At 62.3% G+C, this 18,700-nt stretch carries 14 protein-coding genes; 12 read left to right on the top strand and 2 right to left on the bottom strand.

The genetic code is table 11. The features are described from left to right. Window positions 1-80: 80 nt before the first annotated feature. From C5J26_RS07295 to exoR, 6 genes are all read left to right on the top strand, one after another. Window positions 81-278, top strand: a complete 198-nt coding sequence (locus C5J26_RS07295; protein ID WP_046624114.1) for a hypothetical protein — start codon at window positions 81-83, stop codon at window positions 276-278. 152 nt (window positions 279-430) lie between these two features. Then, window positions 431-1,084 (top strand): protein-L-isoaspartate O-methyltransferase, encoded by a 654-nt coding sequence (locus C5J26_RS07300; protein ID WP_206051163.1) that lies wholly within the window; start codon window positions 431-433, stop codon window positions 1,082-1,084. A gap of 269 nt (window positions 1,085-1,353) precedes the next feature. Beyond that, complete coding sequence (locus C5J26_RS07305; protein ID WP_105401171.1) at window positions 1,354-2,268, top strand: DUF2497 domain-containing protein; 915 nt, start codon at window positions 1,354-1,356, stop codon at window positions 2,266-2,268. Window positions 2,269-2,409: 141 nt separating this feature from the next. Further along, on the top strand, window positions 2,410-5,241 hold the full coding sequence (locus C5J26_RS07310) for a valine--tRNA ligase (protein WP_105401172.1): 2,832 nt from the start codon (window positions 2,410-2,412) through the stop codon (window positions 5,239-5,241). Between the two features lie 365 nt (window positions 5,242-5,606). Further along, window positions 5,607-6,755 (top strand): OmpP1/FadL family transporter, encoded by a 1,149-nt coding sequence (locus C5J26_RS07315; protein WP_105401173.1) that lies wholly within the window; start codon window positions 5,607-5,609, stop codon window positions 6,753-6,755. A 512-nt stretch (window positions 6,756-7,267) separates the two neighbouring features. Further along, window positions 7,268-8,062 (top strand): exopolysaccharide production regulator ExoR, encoded by a 795-nt coding sequence (gene exoR, locus C5J26_RS07320; RefSeq protein WP_046636889.1) that lies wholly within the window; start codon window positions 7,268-7,270, stop codon window positions 8,060-8,062. Window positions 8,063-8,089: 27 nt separating this feature from the next. On the opposite strand, the gene xth is transcribed toward exoR, so the two are convergent. Next, the gene (gene xth / locus C5J26_RS07325) at window positions 8,090-8,893 is read right to left on the bottom strand and encodes an exodeoxyribonuclease III (protein ID WP_105401174.1); all 804 of its coding nucleotides are present in this window, start codon (window positions 8,891-8,893) and stop codon (window positions 8,090-8,092) included. Between the two features lie 82 nt (window positions 8,894-8,975). After that, window positions 8,976-9,305, bottom strand: a complete 330-nt coding sequence (gene erpA, locus C5J26_RS07330; protein ID WP_046636887.1) for an iron-sulfur cluster insertion protein ErpA — start codon at window positions 9,303-9,305, stop codon at window positions 8,976-8,978. 136 nt (window positions 9,306-9,441) lie between these two features. Between erpA and C5J26_RS07335 the strand changes: the two genes are divergently transcribed. The 6 genes from C5J26_RS07335 to scpB all read left to right on the top strand — a co-directional run bounded on the left by C5J26_RS07335 (window position 9,442) and on the right by scpB (window position 18,406). After that, entirely contained in the window at window positions 9,442-10,659 is a 1,218-nt protein-coding gene (locus tag C5J26_RS07335) for a deoxyguanosinetriphosphate triphosphohydrolase (protein WP_105401175.1), read from the top strand. A 62-nt stretch (window positions 10,660-10,721) separates the two neighbouring features. Beyond that, window positions 10,722-12,479 carry an arginine--tRNA ligase gene (gene argS / locus C5J26_RS07340; RefSeq protein ID WP_105401176.1) on the top strand — a complete coding sequence of 586 codons (1,758 nt, stop codon included), beginning with the start codon at window positions 10,722-10,724 and terminating at the stop codon, window positions 12,477-12,479. Between the two features lie 66 nt (window positions 12,480-12,545). Further along, the gene (locus C5J26_RS33590; RefSeq protein ID WP_105401177.1) at window positions 12,546-15,701 is read left to right on the top strand and encodes an SPOR domain-containing protein; all 3,156 of its coding nucleotides are present in this window, start codon (window positions 12,546-12,548) and stop codon (window positions 15,699-15,701) included. Window positions 15,702-15,782: 81 nt separating this feature from the next. Further along, complete coding sequence (gene nagZ / locus C5J26_RS07350) at window positions 15,783-16,799, top strand: beta-N-acetylhexosaminidase (protein ID WP_105401178.1); 1,017 nt, start codon at window positions 15,783-15,785, stop codon at window positions 16,797-16,799. A gap of 60 nt (window positions 16,800-16,859) precedes the next feature. Beyond that, window positions 16,860-17,693 carry a ScpA family protein gene (locus tag C5J26_RS07355; protein ID WP_206051165.1) on the top strand — a complete coding sequence of 278 codons (834 nt, stop codon included), beginning with the start codon at window positions 16,860-16,862 and terminating at the stop codon, window positions 17,691-17,693. A 20-nt stretch (window positions 17,694-17,713) separates the two neighbouring features. Continuing rightward, window positions 17,714-18,406, top strand: a complete 693-nt coding sequence (scpB, locus tag C5J26_RS07360) for an SMC-Scp complex subunit ScpB (protein WP_245441127.1) — start codon at window positions 17,714-17,716, stop codon at window positions 18,404-18,406. The last annotated feature ends 294 nt before the right edge of the window (window positions 18,407-18,700 follow it).

The following is an 18,700-nucleotide window of genomic DNA, read 5'->3' on the forward strand; positions in this document are numbered from 1 at the left end:
AATTTTTTAACCTTCTCCTCCTAGGCTCGGAACAGAAAGGCCCGCTCAGCAATTATGGGGTGGAACGGAGGGAAGGCGCCATGATCACCAGGATAATCAACGTACACCGTCAGGCAGCCAACGAGGTCGAAGGCACCGGCACATTCGCCGACGGCATGTTCCCGCTGACCTCCGCCGAGCAGTCTGCCTTCGACAAGGACCATAGCCTGCGCTCTTCCTATAGCCGGGACTACGTGACCATCCGCAAGCTGGAAGAAGCGCCGCCGGCCTACGCTTGAGCCTCGGCGCCACGGTTGAGCCGCAGGAGAGCGAGGCGCTCTCCTCCGCTTTTTTGCTTCGAAAGCGGCCAGTGTCTTGAAAGCATGTCCCGCCGTCAGTAAGACGGTCATGCGTAGACCGGCGCATCGCCGGGTGATTTGGGACGACTGAGATGATGGATTTCGAAGCAGCACGGACGAAGATGGTCGAAAATCAGATCCGCACCACCGATGTCACGTCGCATTCGGTTCTGCGGGCCTTCTACAATGTTCCGCGCGAAGCCTTCGTGCCGGCCAAGGCAAAATCGCTCGCCTATATCGATGCGGACATCGAGGTTGCCCCCGGTCGGTATCTGATGGAGGCTTCGCCGCTTGCCAAGCTTCTGCAGCTTGCCGCAATCACCAAGGACGACGTCGTGCTCGAAATCGGCACCGGCAGTGGTTATGCGACCGCCGTCCTGTCGCTGATCGCAGGCTCCGTCGTCTCGCTGGAGGCGGATGAGACGCTGGCCTCGCAGGCAACCGCGACGCTCTCCTCGCTCGGCTACGACAACGTCGCGGTCGTTACCGGCGAGCTCGAGAATGGTTATGCCGCCGAGGCGCCCTATGACCTGGTCTTCGTCAACGGTGCCGTCGAGGAAGTGCCTGCCGCGCTTCTGGAACAGCTGCGCGATGGCGGACGGCTGGTCGCCGTCGTCGGTTATGGCAATGCTGCCCAGGCAAAGGTGCTGGTGAGGGAGCAGGGCTCCATCTCCGAAAGCGCCTATTTCAACGCGTCGGTGAAGCCCCTGCCGGGCTTCCGAAAGGCCAAGGAATTCGTGTTCTGACCGATCGGCGCGGTTCGAACGCCATGAACGGGAAGGGGCCTTGCGGCCCCTTTGTCGTTTCCGGCGGCGCCACCTGTCTGTTTCACGCCAGTGTCACTTGTTTCCTGCAACTGTGACTTACGGGATTCACAACCCCAACAAAACTGTGTATCGGTAGGAGGCCTGGGGCACTTGTCATTGTTTCCAGCCCCCCCAACACCTTAGAGTAACGTCGATTCGGTTCACCCTCCACGGGGCCGACTCGAGTGCCGGTAACAGCGGGGATGAAAATGGCTCAGCCAAATGTAGCGCGTGAACCCTCCATGGAAGAAATCTTGGCGTCCATTCGCCGGATCATTGAAAGCAATGAACCGAATGCCGAGAATGCGCTCAGCGGCCAGCTTCCCCCGGTCTATGGCGACGACGAGATCGAAGACGGCGAAGAGACGAGCTTTGTTCCCGACATGGCCGCCAATGATCGCGGCGCGCCATCGCGCAACGAGCCGATGAACTACCCGTCGGGATCGTCGGGCCAGGCGGCACAGCAGGATCGTACCCTGTCGCTCGCAGATGTCGCCGCAAGGGTACGGGCCGCTTCCACCCGCCAGCAGGAGACCGGCCCCGTACGCCTCTCGGCCGCTTCGACTGCGCCGGCCCCGTCGGCGGCTGCCTCTTCCGCGCAAACGCCGTCCTCGCCTGCATCGGCGGCACGCCAGGAGGAGCCGGCTCAGCTTCGCCCGATGCCGCGCATGCCCGAATTCCGCGAACCGGCCACCCAACCAGCCCCCGTCACGCAGGCTGCCTCGGTGGCGCCGCAGCCGGAGCCGGTCCAGCGTGTCATGATGCCGGTCTTCGACCCGCCGCTGTCGGCTACGCACAGAGCCGAGGCGCCGGTGCGGCCCGAACCGAGAATCGAACCGAAAACGGAACCGAAACTCGCCGCGGAACCGGCCGCGCGCAGCCTGCCGGCGAAGATCGAGGAGACCGCGAACCTCCTGTCCGCCGAAGCCGGCGCTCAGGTCGCGAAATCCTTCAGCGAGCTCGCCTCGGTGTTCAACGGCATGGAGCGCCGCTCGCTCGAGGACATGGCCGGCGACATGCTGCGCCCGATGCTGCAGGAATGGCTGGACGACAACCTGCCGACGCTGGTCGAGCGCCTGGTGCGCGAGGAAATCGAACGCGTATCCCGCGGCACGCGCCGCTAAGCCAGCGGTTGGCTTGGCCCATCCGCCCGCAAGGCTAATCGATACGGCCGCTCCGGTGACGGGGCGGCTTTTTTATTGACTTGGAACACCCCATCCTATTTACACCCCGATAGCTCTCAAAGAACAAAAACGGGTCAGGAAATGCTCGAAAAGACCTATGATTCCGCAGAAGTAGAACCGAGGATCGCCAAGGCCTGGGACGAGGCCGACGCTTTCCGCGCCGGCGTCAACGCCAAGCCGGGCGCGGAAACCTTCACGATCGTGATCCCGCCGCCGAACGTGACCGGTTCGCTGCATATGGGCCATGCGCTCAACAACACGCTGCAGGACATCATGATCCGCTTCGAGCGGATGCGCGGCAAGGACGTGCTGTGGCAGCCGGGCATGGACCATGCGGGCATCGCCACCCAGATGGTCGTCGAGCGCCAGTTGATGGAGCGCCAGCTTCCGGGACGCCGCGAAATGGGCCGCGAGGCCTTCGTCGACAAGATCTGGGAATGGAAGGAAGAATCGGGCGGCCTGATCTTCAACCAGCTGAAGCGCCTCGGCGCCTCCTGTGACTGGTCGCGCGAACGTTTCACCATGGACGAGGGCCTGTCGGCCGCGGTCCTGGAAGTCTTCGTTACACTCTACAAGCAGGGCTTGATCTACAAGGACAAGCGCCTCGTCAACTGGGACCCGAAGCTGCTGACCGCGATCTCCGACATGGAAGTCGAGCAGATCGAGGTCAAAGGCAATCTGTGGCACCTTCGTTATCCGCTCGAAAACGGCGTCACCTATCAGTATCCCGTCGCCTTCGACGAAGACGGTAACGCGACCGAATTCGAGACGCGCGACTATATCGTCGTCGCGACGACGCGTCCCGAAACCATGCTCGGCGATACCGGCATTGCGGTCAATCCGGATGACGAACGCTACAGGTCGATCGTCGGCAAACATGTCATCCTGCCGATCGTCGGCCGCAGGATCCCGATCGTCGCGGACGATTACGCCGATCCGGCGGCCGGTAGCGGCGCGGTCAAGATCACGCCGGCCCACGACTTCAACGACTTCGAGGTCGGCAAGCGGGCAGGGCTGCGCCGGATCAATGTTCTCGATATCGACGGCACGGTCACCATCAAGGACAACGAGGATTTTCTGGAAGGCCTGGACAATCCAGCGGCCTTGCATGGTGCCTGGGATCGACTGGAAGGCCAGGATCGGTTCACGGCCCGCAAGATCATCGTCGAGATATTCGAGGAAGCCGGTCTGCTCGACAAGATCGAGCCGCACAAGCACATGGTGCCGCATGGCGACCGTGGCGGCGTGCCGATCGAGCCGCGCCTGACCGAACAATGGTGGGTGGACAACAAGACGCTTGCCCAGCCGGCGATCGCCTCCGTTCGCGAAGGCCGCACCAGGTTTGTTCCGAAGAACTGGGAAAATACCTATTTCCAGTGGATGGACAACATCCAGCCCTGGTGCATTTCCCGTCAGCTCTGGTGGGGACACCAGATCCCCGCCTGGTACGGCCCGGATGGTCAGGTCTTCGTCGAAAAGACTGAGGAGGAGGCGCTGCAGGCGGCAATTCAGCATTACCTGTCGCACGAGGGGCCGATGAAAGCCCTCGTCGAGGACCTGCTGGAGAACTTCAAGCCGGGCGAGATCCTGACCCGCGACGAGGACGTGCTCGATACCTGGTTCTCTTCCGCATTGTGGCCTTTCTCGACGCTCGGATGGCCGGAACAAACACCGGAACTCAAGCGGTACTACCCGACGAACGTTCTCGTCACCGGGTTCGATATCATCCCCTTCTGGGTGGTCCGCATGATGCAGATGGGCCTGCATTTCATGAAGGACGAGGACGGCAATCCGGTCGAACCCTTCCATACGATCTATATTCACGCGCTCGTTCGCGACAAGAACGGTCAGAAGATGTCGAAGTCGAAGGGCAACGTCATCGATCCGCTCGACCTGATCGACGAATACGGCGCCGACGCCCTGCGTTTCACGCTGGCGATCATGGCGGCGCAGGGGCGCGACGTGAAGCTCGATCCGGCCCGCATCGCCGGTTACCGCAATTTCGGTACCAAGCTCTGGAACGCCACCCGCTTTGCCGAGATGAACGGCGTCAAGCGCGATCCGGCCTTCCTGCCGGAGGCAACGGCGCTGACCGTCAACCGCTGGATATTGACGGAGCTTTCCGAGACCATCCGCGACGTCACGGAGGCCATCGAGACCCAGCGGTTCAACGAGGCGGCGGGTTCGCTCTACCGTTTCGTCTGGAACCAGGTCTGCGACTGGTATCTGGAACTCCTGAAGCCGATCTTCGCAAGCGAGGACGAAGGTGCCAAGGCAGAGGCCCAGGCCTGTGCGGCCTACGTGCTGGAAGAGACCTACAAGCTGCTGCATCCGTTCATGCCGTTCATGACGGAAGAGCTCTGGGCCCACACCGAAACGCGCGACGGCCTGCTTTGCCACGCCGATTGGCCGGCGCCGGAATTCGCCGACCAGGCGGCTGCGGAAGAGATCAACTGGCTGGTCGACCTCGTCACCGGTCTGCGCTCCGCCCGCGCCGAAATGAACGTGCCGCCATCGGCCGTTGCACCGCTGATCGTCGTCGGCGCCAACGAGCTGACCCAGGCGCGTCTGCGGCGTCACGAGGCGGCCGTCCGTCGCCTTGCGCGCGTGGAAACCATCGAACTTGCCGACGCAGCGCCGAAGGGTTCCGCCCAGATCGTCGTCGGCGAGGCGACCGCCTGCCTGCCGCTCGGCAACCTGATCGACCTCGTGGCCGAAAAGGCGCGCATCGAGAAGGCAGTCGGCAAGACCGAGGCCGAGATGGATCGCATCGGCAAGAAGCTGGCCAACGAGAAGTTCGTCGCCAATGCCGATCCCGAAGTGGTTGCCGCCGAGCGCGAACGCTTTGCCGAACTGGAAGTCCAGATGGCGAACCTGAAGACCGCTCTTCTGCGCATCAGCGAAGCAGGCTGACCGTTTTCATCGTGAATCAGTGGAAATAAGGGGTGCCGCGCCGGAAACGGACGCGGCATTTCCTTTTTCGCAACCGTTTGTTGGCCTTGGGTCGCATGTGTGCAACTGCTCACTTGCAGAAAGCCGCATTGTTGCCACATTGACACAGATAGCCGGCTTAAAATAATAAAATTCTAATTTTAACGATCACATTAAGGGAGAAAGAGCAATTTTGTGCCGAAATCGGCATCAAAGCCCCGGTTCCTGGTTTGCTTACGTAAATCTATAGAGCGTTTGCGCCGCGAAGCGCCGGACAGCCGAAAGTTGTCAATTGGAGCGAACCATCTAGAGTGATTTCGGTCACTTACCAGGGAGTGGGAGAATTTATGGTAAGCAAGTTTATTACGAGGAGCCTCCTAGCTCTTACCGCAGCTGGCGTGTGGCAGACGCAGGTTCACGCGGGCGGCTTCGCTTGGGGAGAGGCGAATACCGATATCCTGTACGAACGGGGCAACGCCACGGTTCAGGCCGGTGTAACCTACGTTAACCCGCGCCGCGACTTCGACACGATCAACGGGGCGAATTCCTCTGACGATCCGTTTTCGCAGGACTACGCCATTCCGAATGTCGCAGCGATGGGTCGCATCTCCGAGTCGTTGGCCTGCGCATTCACCTATACCAAACCCTATGGTGGCGATTCGAAATACGGTCCTCAAGCCAGGGCTGCTGATGCGGCCACCCCAGGCAGCCCGAATTACTATTTTGGCAAAAAATTCCACGCCAACGAGTACGGCGCCACCTGTGATGTTAGCTTCGAGATGGGCAAGGGGCGGCTCCATTTCCTCGGCGGCGGCTTCATGCAGGACTTCACCTACAAGGCCGAAGCCTTTTTCGGAACGCTGAGGCTCGAGGACGATTCTGCATTCGGCTACCGCTTTGGTATCGGCTACGATATCCCCGAGTATGCGTTGCGCGCGCAGCTTATGTATCGGTCGCAAATCGAACACAAGGCCGATGGCGATTTTACCCCGCTCGCGCTGGCTGGCTTGCTTGGCCCGGCTCCCGTAGCGGCCGATGGTCATGGAACCTTGCCGCAATCTTTAAAGCTCAGTTTGCAGAGCGGTGTCGCCCCCGGGTGGCTGGTCTACGGTTCAGCCGAATGGACGGACTGGAGTGTACTCAAGACTCTCGACTATAATATTGCAGGCCTGCCGCCGCAGCAGGACCAATACAACTGGAAGGACGGCTGGACACTTATTGGCGGCGTCGGCCATCAGTTTACCGATAAGATCGCCGGCACGCTCAATGTTCGCTGGGATAAGGGTGTGGGCAACGGAGCGGACATCATGACAGACACTTGGTCTGTCGGTGCTGGTGCAGCTATCGACTGCGGTCCGGGCCAGCTTCGTGTCGGTGGTGGTGTAAGCTATCTCACTTCGGGCAGCCAATCGACTGCCAAGGGTGCAAATTTCAATGCCACGGCAAATGGTGACTGGGCTTATGCATTGACGGCTAGCTACAACATCAAGTTCTAACGGCTGGGTTTGGGGATCGGCGCCGATGGATAGTGAGACTATCCATCGGCGCCGATTTCTTGTTGGCTAGGCCGGTTCCGGGCTCTTTATTAAAGATACAGCTCCGGATTAGTCGCGTTTCTCTTGTGACGATTTAGCAACACTTTTTCGAGACTATTGTCGGGTGCCTTGAGAGGGGCGTTTCTGTCCACTTCCCGCCACAAACGGGGAGCAGCGATAGAGGAAGAACAGGCGCGGAACGCGGGGGCGCGGCGCGTAATTGGAGTATCATGGGCGGGTTTCTTTATGAAAAGCCGGGCTTTTTGCGCTCAGGCAGGCGGATTCGGATGCCGTCCTGTCCTGCCGCAATCGCTGCGGTTATGGGTCCTAGTCTTGCCGAAAACGGCGGCTACAGTTTCATTCGTCTCTCGGGAGGAGCAGGCACGGGATATTCCCGGACAAATCTTGTTCCGGCAGCGAGCGACGCTCGGGCTGCGGCGGGTAGTCGCGCGCGGAGTGAAAGAAACTGAACCATGTCGAAGTCTGATTTTGGATCCATGAGAGTATTGCTTCTTGGAGCGTCGCTCGCCTCGATTTTGGCGGGATCGGCGGCGGCCTTCGACATCAAATCCGGCGTGACGAAGGAGTCTGGGCCGTTCGATCTCTTCAAGTTCGGCTTCAAGGCCTATAAGAACGGCCAGAAGGAAGACGCGGTCGAAGCCTATCGTTATGCCGCCGAAAAAGGCCATACCGGTTCGCGCTGGGCGCTCGCCAATATGTACGCCTATGGCGACGGCGTCGCGAAGGACGATTTCGAGGCCTTCAAGATCTATAACGAGATCGCGGCACAGGGCGTCGAACCCGGCTCGGAGGACACCGGCTTTTTCATCAACGCGCTTCTGTCGCTGGCCAACTACTATCGCCGCGGCATTCCCGGCAGCCCGGTCAGACCCGATCTTTCGCAGGCCCGCCAGCTCTATTTCCAGGCGGCCTCCACGTTCGGTGTGGCAGAAGCCCAGTTTCAGCTGGCCCGGATGATTCTGGCCGGCGAGGGCGGTACTGCCAATATCCAGCAGGCGAAGAAATGGCTGAACCAGGCCCGCAAGAGCGGCCATCCGGGCGCCATGTCGGTTTTCGGCAACGTCCTTTTCCAGGAAGGCCAGACGGTGCGGGGGCTCGCCTTCATGACGGCAGCGCTCGACAAGTGCACCGCCAAGGAATGTATCTGGATGCAGCAATTGCAGGAACAGGCATTTTCCGTCGTCGGCGAAGAGGATCGCCGCGGTGCGGTCGCCCTGTCTCAGGAGTTCGCCCGAGGCGTCGAATAACCGACGCCTCGCCGATCTCTCGGGCGATCAGCCGAAATCGAACATGCCGATGACGGGCACATGGTCCGACGGCTTTTCCCAGGCCCGGACATGTTTCTCGATCGCCGTGGATTTCAGCCTGTCTGCGGCTTCCGCCGAGAGCAGAAGATGGTCGATGCGGATGCCGTTGTTCTTCTGCCAGGCGCCGGCCTGATAATCCCAGAAGGAATAGAGCTTGGTCGCGTCGGTCGTGGCGCGTACTGCGTCGATAAGGCCGAGGTTTTCCAGACGCCGGAAGGCGGCGCGGGTCTGCGGCAGGAACAGTGCGTCCGTCGCCCACACCGCCGGATCGAAACAATCATGCGGCTCGGGAATGACGTTGTAGTCGCCGGCAAGGATTAGCGGCTCTTCGAGGAGAAGGCAGTTCTGCGCATGCAGGCGCAGCCGCTCCATCCAGGCCAGCTTGTAGGGGTACTTGACCGGGTCGTCGGCTGGATTGCCGTTCGGCAGATAGATAGAGGCTACACGGATCGCGCCGCCCGGCACCGAAAAGACCCCCTCGATATAACGCGACTGCTCGTCCACCAGTCCGTCCGGGCCTTCGCCACCCGGCAGACCGCGCATCACCTCGTCGGGCCTCGTCTTCGACAGCAGTGCGACGCCGTTGAACCCCTTCTGGCCGTGGGTCTCGACGTGATAACCGAGCGCCTCGATCTCGAGCCGCGGGAAGGTCTCATCGACGGATTTGATTTCCTGCAGGCAGACGATATCCGGAGAGGAATCGGTCAGCCACTGGCGCAGGCTGTCGATACGAGCCTTGACGCCGTTGATGTTCCAGGTGGCGATCTTCATCGGCCCTTGCCTCCATGTTCGCTTCCTCTTTTAGCGAAAGAGGAAGCGTTGGGAAGGGCGAACTGCGCGGAAAGAAGGGTTATCAGATCGAGAAGCTGGTGCCGCAGCCGCAGCTGGCGACCGCGTTGGGGTTCTTGATCTGGAAGGACTGGCCGAGCAGGTTGTCGACGAAGTCGATCTCCGAACCCGCCATGTAGACGAGCGAGAGGCTGTCGATCAGCACCTTGGCGTCGCCATTGGCGATCACCACGTCGTCGTCCGCGGGCGCTTCGGCAAGATCGAACTTGTAGGAGAAGCCCGAACAGCCGCCGCCTTCGACAGAGACGCGCAGCGCCTGCTTGCCTGTCTCGTTGCCGACGATTTCGGCGATGCGCTTGGCCGCCGCATTTGAAAGAGTTACATTGGTTTCCATATTATCCGCCTCCTGCCGGGTTCAAGGCCCGGAGAGATTCCTGTCACCGGCATTGCGCACAGCTTCACTATAGGTATGAAGACGTGAACGGCACGTCAATGGGCGGCAGGCGGCGGATGAACAAACAGGTGACGGCATGACGATCGATACCAGGGCGCTGGGTTTCGGCAGTGGCGAACGGGCGGTCTACGCCGCCAACCCCTGGGCGTCGCGCGGACGTCTGTTTCCCGAGGATGGCAGCCTGACGCGCTCGGAATTTCAGCGCGACCGCGATCGCATCGTCCACACCACGGCATTCCGGCGGCTGAAGCACAAGACGCAGGTGTTCATCAGCCCCGACGGCGACCACTACCGCACCCGGCTGACCCACACGATCGAGGTGGCGCAGATCGCCCGCGCGCTTGCCCGCGCCCTGAAGCTCGACGAGGATCTCGCCGAAGGCGTGGCGCTGGTCCACGACTTCGGCCACACGCCGTTCGGCCATACCGGCGAAGATGCGCTGGACGAGATGCTGAAGCCCTATGGCGGTTTCGACCACAACGCCCAGTCACTCCGCATCGTCACCAAGCTCGAACGCCGATATGCGGATTTCGACGGGCTCAACCTGACCTGGGAAAGCCTCGAAGGCCTCGTCAAGCACAACGGTCCGCTCCTGAGCGCCACCGGCGAGGGGACACGCGGTCCAGTGCCGCAGCCGATCCGCGACTATAGCGAACTGCACGACCTGGAGCTTGCCAGCTATGCCAGCCTGGAAGCCCAAGTCGCCGCGATCGCCGACGACATCGCCTATAACACCCACGATATCGACGACGGGCTGCGTTCCGGCCTACTGACCTTCGAGATGCTGGACGAGGTTCCGTTCCTCGCCAAGCTGATGACGGAGGTGAGGGCACGTTATCCGCATCTCGAACCGAGCCGTTTCGCCCACGAGATCATGCGCCGGCAGATCACCCACATGGTCGAGGACGTGATCGACGTGGCGCAGCGCAATCTCGGTAAGCTGGACCCGCAGAGCGCCGAAGACGTCCGTGCCGCGGGCCATGTCATCGCCACGTTCTCGCAGGAGATGGCTGAGACCGACCGCTGCATCAAGAAGCTCCTGTTCTCGCGCATCTATCGGCATCCGGACATCATGCGCATCCGCGCCGGCGCCTCCCAGATCGTCTCGGACCTGTTCGGCGCCTACATGAATGACCCGTCGCTGATGCGCAGCCACTATTGGGTCAATCATATCGCCGGGCTCGGCGAGACGGCGAGGGCGCGTCACGTGGGCGATTATCTCGCCGGGATGACCGACACGTTCGCAATCAAGGCGCATGGTGAGCTGTTTGACCAGACTCCGGATTTGCGCTAGGCACCGCCACCAATGACACTGGCCAGCAAGGGTCCTCGGGCAAGTCTCGGGGATGATTGAACATGAATCTTTTTGCCGACTTCGAAACAAGAATTAAGAACGCTTTGGAAGGCCTTGATATCATCAAGGAAAAGCGAAGCGAGATTGATTTTGGCCGTATCGCAGTCGAGCCGCCGCGGGACCAGAGCCACGGCGATGTGGCGACCAATGCCGCCATGGTTCTGGCAAAACCGCTCGGTACCAATCCGCGTGCGCTTGCCGATATCATCGCCGAAGCGCTGCGTTCCGATGCCGATGTCAGCGAAGTTTCGGTGGCCGGCCCCGGGTTCATCAACATCCGGCTTGGTGCGCCTTACTGGCAGCGCCTGCTCGCATCGATCATTGCCGAGGGTACGGATTACGGCCGCTCCAAGGTCGGTGCAGAGAAGAAGGCGAATGTCGAATACGTCTCGGCCAACCCCACCGGCCCGATGCATGTCGGCCATTGCCGCGGCGCGGTGGTGGGGGATGCGCTGGCGAACCTGATGGAGTTTGCCGGCTACGACGTGACCAAGGAATACTACATCAACGATGCCGGCAGCCAGATCGACGTTCTGGCCCGCTCGGTCTTCCTGCGTTACCGCGAGGCTCTCGGAGAGACGATCGGCGAAATCCCCTCGGGCCTTTATCCGGGCGACTATCTCGTGCCGGTCGGGCAGGCCCTGGCGGCGGAATACGGTCCCCGGCTGCACAACATGCCGGAAGACGCCTGGATGCCGATCGTCAAGGACACGGCGATCGACGCGATGATGGCGCTGATCCGCGACGATCTCGAAGCACTCAACGTCCATCACGACGTCTTCTATTCGGAGCGGGCATTGCACGCCAATGGCGCGCAAAGCATCCGCCAGGCGATCAACGACCTCACCTTCAAGGGGCACGTCTACAAGGGCACCCTGCCGCCGCCGAAGGGCCAGTTGCCGGAAGACTGGGAGGATCGCGAGCAGACGCTGTTCCGCTCCACCGAGGTGGGCGACGATATGGATCGGCCGCTGATCAAGTCGGACGGCAGCTATACTTACTTTGCGGCGGACGTTGCCTACTTCAAGGACAAGTTCGATCGTGGCTACGACGAGATGATCTATGTGCTCGGCGCCGACCATGGCGGCTACGTCAAACGCCTGGAAGCCGTCGCGCGCGCCGTCTCCGGCGGCAAGGCCAAGCTCACCGTGCTCCTTTGCCAGCTCGTCAAGCTGTACCGCAACGGCGAGCCGGTGAAGATGTCGAAGCGTTCCGGCAACTTCGTGACGCTTCGCGAAGTGGTCGACGAGGTCGGCCGCGACGCGGTACGTTTCATGATGCTCTACAGGAAGAGTTCTGAGCCGCTCGATTTCGACTTCGCCAAGGTGACGGAACAGTCGAAGGACAATCCGGTCTTCTACGTGCAGTACGCCCATGCGCGCTGCTCGTCGGTGTTCCGGCAGGCAAAGGAAGCGTTTCCGGGTCTCGATTTCGATTCGCTCGACCTCAAAGGTTCGACCAGCCTGATCAACGATCCGAACGAGATGCAGCTGGTCGCCAAACTTGCGGAATACCCCAGGATCGTTGAGGCTGCGGCTCAGGCGCAGGAGCCTCATCGGCTTGCTTTTTACCTCTATGATCTGGCAAGTTTCTTCCATGCGCATTGGAATAAGGGTAAAGAACAACCGGAATTACGCTTTGTTAACGATAAAAACCGAGAATTGAGTATTGCCAGGCTTGGGCTGGTGCATGCTGTCGCCTCTGTTTTGAAGTCAGGACTTGGGATCACGGGCACTGCGGCACCGGAAGAAATGCGGTAGATATCGCCACCATTTCCCCACATTGCACTGGCATATGCGTTGTAATGTAGGTGAGTGGACGAGGTAATGGCCGATAACAACCTTGCGCGTAGCCGGAATGATTTGCCGGACTTCTTTGCCGATGATGACCCGCTGGCTGAACTCGCCCGCATCGTAGGCTACGACGATCTCCCCGTCGCTGCCAGGCCCGGATCATCTTCCGCCGATACTTCATCGACTGCGCGGCGGGAGCCGGCGTTCAATCTCGAAGACGAGCTTCTTCAGGAGTTCGAACGTTATGACACGCCGCATCTCGACCCCATTCACGACATCGCGCTTGACGATGTCCCGCAGCATTTCGCCGCCCCGCCGGTAGAGCCTGAGGAGCTGGAGTTCGTTCCGGCCGAAGCTGCCGCGGTAGAAGTACCGCAGGCCGATAGCGCCATCAGTGAGCGCGCTGACATTTTCGGCGACGAGGAGCCTCCGTTGGCGGTTGATGTCGTTGACGCGAACGTTGCTGCGGAACCGGTATTCGAGCCGGCTGTCGAATCCGCGCGCATGGAGCCCGTTTTCGATCTGCCCGATTTTCCCGCTACAGGCTCGATGTCGCCCGCCGCGTCGGCAGAAGACCCGGCGGAGGAATTCGATCTCGCTGCGGAGCTGGAAAACTCGATCGCGGCCGAGTCCGAGGCGGCGTTCGACCCGGAAGGTACGTTAGAGCCCGAAGCGAGATTCGAGCCGGAAGTCCGGTTCGTACCTCGGGCGGCATTCGAACCCGAGACGGCCCCCGAGGCCCAGGCGGCGTTCGAGCCTGAAGCGAAATTGGAACCCGAAGCGAAGTTTGAGCAGGAGCCGAAGACGGAGAGGGGCAAGGGCGCCTACATTCCCGGGTTCCGGATGCCGCTCAGCAATTTCAGCGTAGCACGAGACGTCTCCGCGGCCTCCGCACAGGCGGCTGCAGCCGCTTCTCAAGTAACTGCACCCGCGCCGAACGAATATGCGGTCGAGCCTCCGGTCCTGAACGATATCCCGAGCCCGAAGATCGAGCCGGCACCGGCTGCCGAGCCGCCGGCTTCCGCAAAGGCCCCGGAGCCTGCGCCGATCGCCGCCGCACCGCAAAAGGATCGGTTCTCCGCGCTTGACGAACTGATCTACGACGTCCAGCGTTATACGCTGCCGACATCGAACAGCCAGCCGCTCGCGACGCCTGTGGCGAAGCCCGGGCCGGCCGTCACGCAGGCCGTCGCATCTGTCGCGCCGTCGGCGCCCTCTGTTGTCGATGCGCCGGCCGCCCAATCCCCGGTTACCAAGCCCCCGGTTGCCGAGGTCTCGTCTGTGGACGAGACGGATCCGTTCTCCGACGAGGAGTTCGAGTTGGCGCTTGATGGTCTCGAACTCGACCTTGCCGAGATCGTCGTCGAAGAAGCTCAGGCACATCCGGTTCAGGCACCGTCTCCGGCGCCAGCCCCTGTTAAAGCCGAACCCGCACCTGCTGCCGCTCCTTCCATGGCGCCGGTTGCGCCCGTCGCCGCTGCGGCGGCACCGGTCGTGGAGACGCAGGCTGTAGAAGAGCCGGAATCGATTGCCGACCTGCCGTTCGATCCAGCCCAGATTGCCGATTCGGAAGACCAGGTCGAGGCGATCGCCGAACTCGACGTACCGTCGCTACCGGCAGAAGAGCCGGAACAGCCGCCGGCCTATCGTCCCGATTACGAACTCGACATCGATGCCGAGCTTGCGACGCTTCTGGCCGCGCCCGGCAAGCCGGCCTCGGCTCCGGCACGCAAGCCGGAAATCGATATCGCGCCGAGGGGCCGGCAGGCCGCCGCTGAAGCCGCCCGTTCGCCGAACTATACGGATCTGGACGACTTCGAGCGGGCACTGGAAGAGGATTTCCGCCGCAGCCTGACGACGCCGCTGCCTGCCGCCGAGCACGAGGAACTGCATTATTCCGACGCCGACTATGTCGCGACCGTCGAGAACGCCCGCCGTTCCGCCCGCAGCTGGGCGGTGCCGCTGGTCCTTGCCGGGGTTGTGATCCTTGGAGGTTTCGGCGCCTACGCGTTCTTCGGCAGCAGCGTGTCGGGTGTCGTGTCGGGCGGCGAACCGGTCGTCATTGCCGCAGACAACGAGCCGATCAAGATTGCGCCGGAAAATCCGGGCGGCAAGACTGTCCCCAACCAGGACAAGGCGGTCTACGACCGTGTCGCCGGCGTTTCGCCGAAAGATCCGAAGCAGCGCACCCTGATCTCCTCCAACGAGGAGCCTATCGACGTCGTGCAGAAGACCCTGATGCCCGATACGCTGCCGCTCGAAGGCGAGAACGATATCGAGCCGACCGATGTCGGCGAGACGGAGGATCCACGCCTCCTGCCGCAGGATCGGACCGCGCAGAACAATACCGCTGCTGAGCAGCAGCCCGTGACCGTCATGCCGCGCAAGGTCAAGACGATGATCGTCCGCCCCGACGGCAAGCTGGTCGAGCAGGAAATCGCAGCCCCGGCGCTTGCCGCGCCGGAAACCGCCAAGCTGCCCGCCGCCGGCGCAAAGCCGGTTGAAACGGCCGCTGCTTTCCCCGAGAAGGTCCCGGCTTCCGTGCCGGCGACACCGGTCCGTACGCAACCCCAGCCGGCTAGCTCGAATGCCGGCGCTGGCGGTATCCTTCCGGTCTCGGCACCTGCCAATCCGGCCGCTCCGGCCGAACACGTCAACGTGGTGAGAACGAACCCAGTCACGCCGCCCGTCGCAGCCGCTCCCGCCCAGCCGGCCCCGGCCGCCACGGCGCCTGCTCCTGCGGCCGCACAGGCTCCGACACCTGTCGCTCCGGTTCAGGCCTCTGCGCCTGCGGCGAGGGCTCCGGTTCCGATCGCACGTCCGGCCGAGCAGCCGGTCAACGTGGTCGCTGCGGTTACCGATCAGGGCAATGTCCGTGCGCCGGCCCAGCCGGCGGCGGCAGCCGCTCCGGGTTCCGCCTCGAACCAGGTCGCTTCGCTGGGATCCGGTGACTATGTGATCCAGATCGCTTCTCTGCCGTCCCAGGCGGAAGCCCAAAAATCCTACCAGAGCCTGTCCGCCAAGTTCGGCAACGTCATCGGCGGCCGTGGCGTCGATATCAAGTCTGCCGAGATCGCCGGCAAGGGCACGTTCTACCGCGTCCGCATTCCGGCCGGCAGCAAGAACGATGCCGTGGCGCTCTGCGAACGCTACCGCGCCGCCGGAGGCACCTGCCTGGTCGGCCGGTAAGCGCCGAAAAAACGAAGAAATCGGACGGGGCGCCTGGGCGCCCCGTTTTTCGTTGGCCCTCCAATGATCTAAGATCGGACCATGAGCGAATCAAAAGCAATGATCCTGGGCTCCAGCGGCCCGACCCTCACCGCGGACGAAGTGGCGCTTTACCGGGATGAACGACCCTGGGGCTTCATCCTGTTTGCCCGCAATTGCGTCGAGCCGGCGCAGATCACCGATCTCGTCGCGTCCATGCGCGACGCTGTCGGCCGGCCGGATGCGCCGGTGCTGATCGACCAGGAGGGCGGCCGCGTCCAGCGCATCCGCCCGCCGATGATCGAGCGTTATCCCTCGGCCGCCGTGCTCGGCGAGCTTTACCGCCGCGATCGCGAAAAGGGCCTGCGGGCGACTTGGCTGATGTCGCGCCTGCATGCCTTCGGCCTGATGAAATTCGGCATCAATGTCGATTGCCTGCCGGTGCTCGACGTGCCGATCGAAGGGGCGAGCAACGTCATCGGCGATCGCGCCTATGGATTTGATCCGAAGACGGTTGCCGAAATGGGCCAGGCGGCTGCCGACGGCCTCAAGGCGGGCGGCATGCTGCCGGTGATGAAGCATATTCCGGGTCATGGCCGCGGCATGGCCGACAGTCATCACGAACTGCCGGTGGTCACCGTCTCGCGCGCAGATCTGGAAGCGCACGACTTCCTGCCCTTCGTCGCCATGAAGAACGAGCTGATGGCGATGAGCGCCCATATCGTCTTCACCGCCATCGACCCGGACGAGCCGGCGACCATTTCGCGCAAGGTGATCGACGAAATCATCCGCGGCCATATCGGCTTCGACGGGCTGCTGATGTCCGACGACACGTCGATGAACGCGCTCAAGGGCACGATCGGTGAGCGTGCGGCGAGAATCGTTGGGGGTGGCTGCGATATTGTCTTGCATTGCAACGGCGTGATGGACGAAATGAAGGCCGTCGTGAAGGAAGCGATACCGCTTGGCGGGAAAGCGTTGCGGCGTGCGAAGGCGGTGGAAGCGGCCTTCGGCCGGGGCGACGGCTTGAGCGAGGAGGCGGTCCGCGCCGAGTTCCAGGGTCTTCTCGCCGTCTCCTGACGGCTGTCGACAACAAGAGGTTGGGGAATGGCAACGACGACATCGCAGAACGCCATTCCGATGGACAAGTTGTGGCAGGATGCCGGCGCCGAACGTGCGACGGACGATCCGGCACTTGTCATCGATGTGAGCGGCTTCGAAGGTCCGCTCGACCTGCTGCTTCATCTGGCCCGCACCCAGAAGGTCGATCTCGCCCGCATCTCCGTTCTGGCACTGGTCGAGCAATATCTGTTGTTCATCGACAGCGCCCGGAGGGTCCGCATCGAGCTTGCCGCCGATTATCTCGTCATGGCCGCCTGGCTCGCCTATCTCAAGTCGAAGTTGCTCATTCCGCAGCAGGCCAAGGGTGACGACGGCCCGAGCGGCGAGGAACTCGCGGCGACGCTCGCTTTCCGCCTGAAGCGCCTTGAGGCGATGCGCGAGTCGGCGACCCGGCTGGTCAACCGCAATCGGCTCGGCCGCGACGTCTTTGCCCGCGGGGCGCCGGAACATATCCCGCATCGCGTCGAATCCGCCTATGACGCGACGCTCTACGACCTTCTCTCGGCCTATGCCAACCTGCGCCAGCGCACCGCCGTCACCCAGGTGACGATCGAGAGGCGCAAGGTCTGGTCGCTGGTCGATGCGCGCGAACTGCTGACCCGCATGCTCGGCGAGATCGTCGACTGGACGGCGCTGCAGCACTATCTCTTGCCCTATCTGCCGCCGGAGGATCGCGTCACGGCAACCGCCAGTGCCTTTGCGGCGTCGCTCGAACTGGTGCGCGAAGGCAAGCTCGAAATCCGCCAGGACGGCGCCTTCCAGCCGATCTTTATGCGCAAGGGGACCGGGCCACAGCAGCCCGCTCCGCCACAGCCCGCCCCACCACAGCCCGCCAAGGGAGGCGTTGATTGACGCCGCAAGAGGACGACGATCTGCCAATCGCTGCGGAAGAAGAGGCGGAGCTCCCATCCTTCTCGTCGGCGGAAGTCGAGCGCATCGCGGAAGCGCTGGTATTCGCCTCGGCCGAGCCGGTCTCTGAGGCGTTTCTGGCCGAACGCCTGCCGCGCGGCACCAATGTGAATGTCGTCATGCAGCAACTGGCGGAGGTCTATGCACCGCGCGGCGTCAATCTGATCCGGACCGGCGACCGCTGGGCCTTCCGCACTGCCGCCGATCTCTCCTTCGTCATCCGTAACGAAGACAACGAGACGAAGAAGCTGTCGCGGGCCGCACTCGAAGTGCTGGCCATCATTGCCTATCACCAGCCCGTCACCCGCGCCGAGATCGAGGAGATCCGCGGTGTACAGACATCCAGAGGCACGCTGGACGTGCTGATGGAAGCGGGCTGGGTCCGCTTCCGTGGCCGCCGCCGCACACCGGGACGGCCGGTGACGCTCGCCACGACGCCCGATTTCCTCGACCACTTTGGCCTGGAGGAACTGCGCGATCTTCCCGGTCTCGAAGAATTGAAGGGCGCCGGTCTGCTTTCCGGCCGCATCCCGCCGGGCTTTGCGATACCCGTCCCGCTCAATGTCGACGATCTTTCCGAGGACGAGGACCCGATCACGCAACTCGACCTCGAGGAACTTGGCCTCCTGACGCCGGGCGGAGAAGCGGAAGAGTGATTTCGCCGGAGTGGTCACGCCCTCGGGACGCGTCGGTCTGTCGCACCTCACGCTCCCCTAGCAAACATGGCGTCCCATGGCTCGCGCGGGCTCCTGGAGCAGGTCACTTTTTAACGGAAGAGCCCTTTTCCGGCCTCGTTTCTCGGCTACAGGAGATTATCCGAGCCGAACCGCCGGCGACCCTGATGAGAGTGTCGCGACGGTGATCGCAGTCAGCCACGATGCCGAGGGGGCGATGCGGGTGGCAGACCAATCGCACTTTTGAAGGATGTCCTTCAGGTGCAGGTCGATAGA

The sequence above is a fragment of the Neorhizobium sp. T7_12 genome (assembly GCF_002968535.1).
Classification (GTDB): domain Bacteria; phylum Pseudomonadota; class Alphaproteobacteria; order Rhizobiales; family Rhizobiaceae; genus Neorhizobium; species Neorhizobium tomejilense.

What these genes read in the sequence shown, in the direction of transcription:
- C5J26_RS07295 (WP_046624114.1), top strand. Translation starts at nt 81, where the DNA reads ATGATCACCAGGATAATCAACGTACACCGTCAGGCAGCCAACGAGGTC.
- C5J26_RS07300 (WP_206051163.1), top strand. Translation starts at nt 431, where the DNA reads ATGATGGATTTCGAAGCAGCACGGACGAAGATGGTCGAAAATCAGATC.
- C5J26_RS07305 (WP_105401171.1), top strand. Translation starts at nt 1,354, where the DNA reads ATGGCTCAGCCAAATGTAGCGCGTGAACCCTCCATGGAAGAAATCTTG.
- C5J26_RS07310 (WP_105401172.1), top strand. Translation starts at nt 2,410, where the DNA reads ATGCTCGAAAAGACCTATGATTCCGCAGAAGTAGAACCGAGGATCGCC.
- C5J26_RS07315 (WP_105401173.1), top strand. Translation starts at nt 5,607, where the DNA reads ATGGTAAGCAAGTTTATTACGAGGAGCCTCCTAGCTCTTACCGCAGCT.
- exoR (WP_046636889.1), top strand. Translation starts at nt 7,268, where the DNA reads ATGTCGAAGTCTGATTTTGGATCCATGAGAGTATTGCTTCTTGGAGCG.
- xth (WP_105401174.1), bottom strand. Translation starts at nt 8,893, where the DNA reads ATGAAGATCGCCACCTGGAACATCAACGGCGTCAAGGCTCGTATCGAC.
- erpA (WP_046636887.1), bottom strand. Translation starts at nt 9,305, where the DNA reads ATGGAAACCAATGTAACTCTTTCAAATGCGGCGGCCAAGCGCATCGCC.
- C5J26_RS07335 (WP_105401175.1), top strand. Translation starts at nt 9,442, where the DNA reads ATGACGATCGATACCAGGGCGCTGGGTTTCGGCAGTGGCGAACGGGCG.
- argS (WP_105401176.1), top strand. Translation starts at nt 10,722, where the DNA reads ATGAATCTTTTTGCCGACTTCGAAACAAGAATTAAGAACGCTTTGGAA.
- C5J26_RS33590 (WP_105401177.1), top strand. Translation starts at nt 12,546, where the DNA reads ATGGCCGATAACAACCTTGCGCGTAGCCGGAATGATTTGCCGGACTTC.
- nagZ (WP_105401178.1), top strand. Translation starts at nt 15,783, where the DNA reads ATGAGCGAATCAAAAGCAATGATCCTGGGCTCCAGCGGCCCGACCCTC.
- C5J26_RS07355 (WP_206051165.1), top strand. Translation starts at nt 16,860, where the DNA reads ATGGACAAGTTGTGGCAGGATGCCGGCGCCGAACGTGCGACGGACGAT.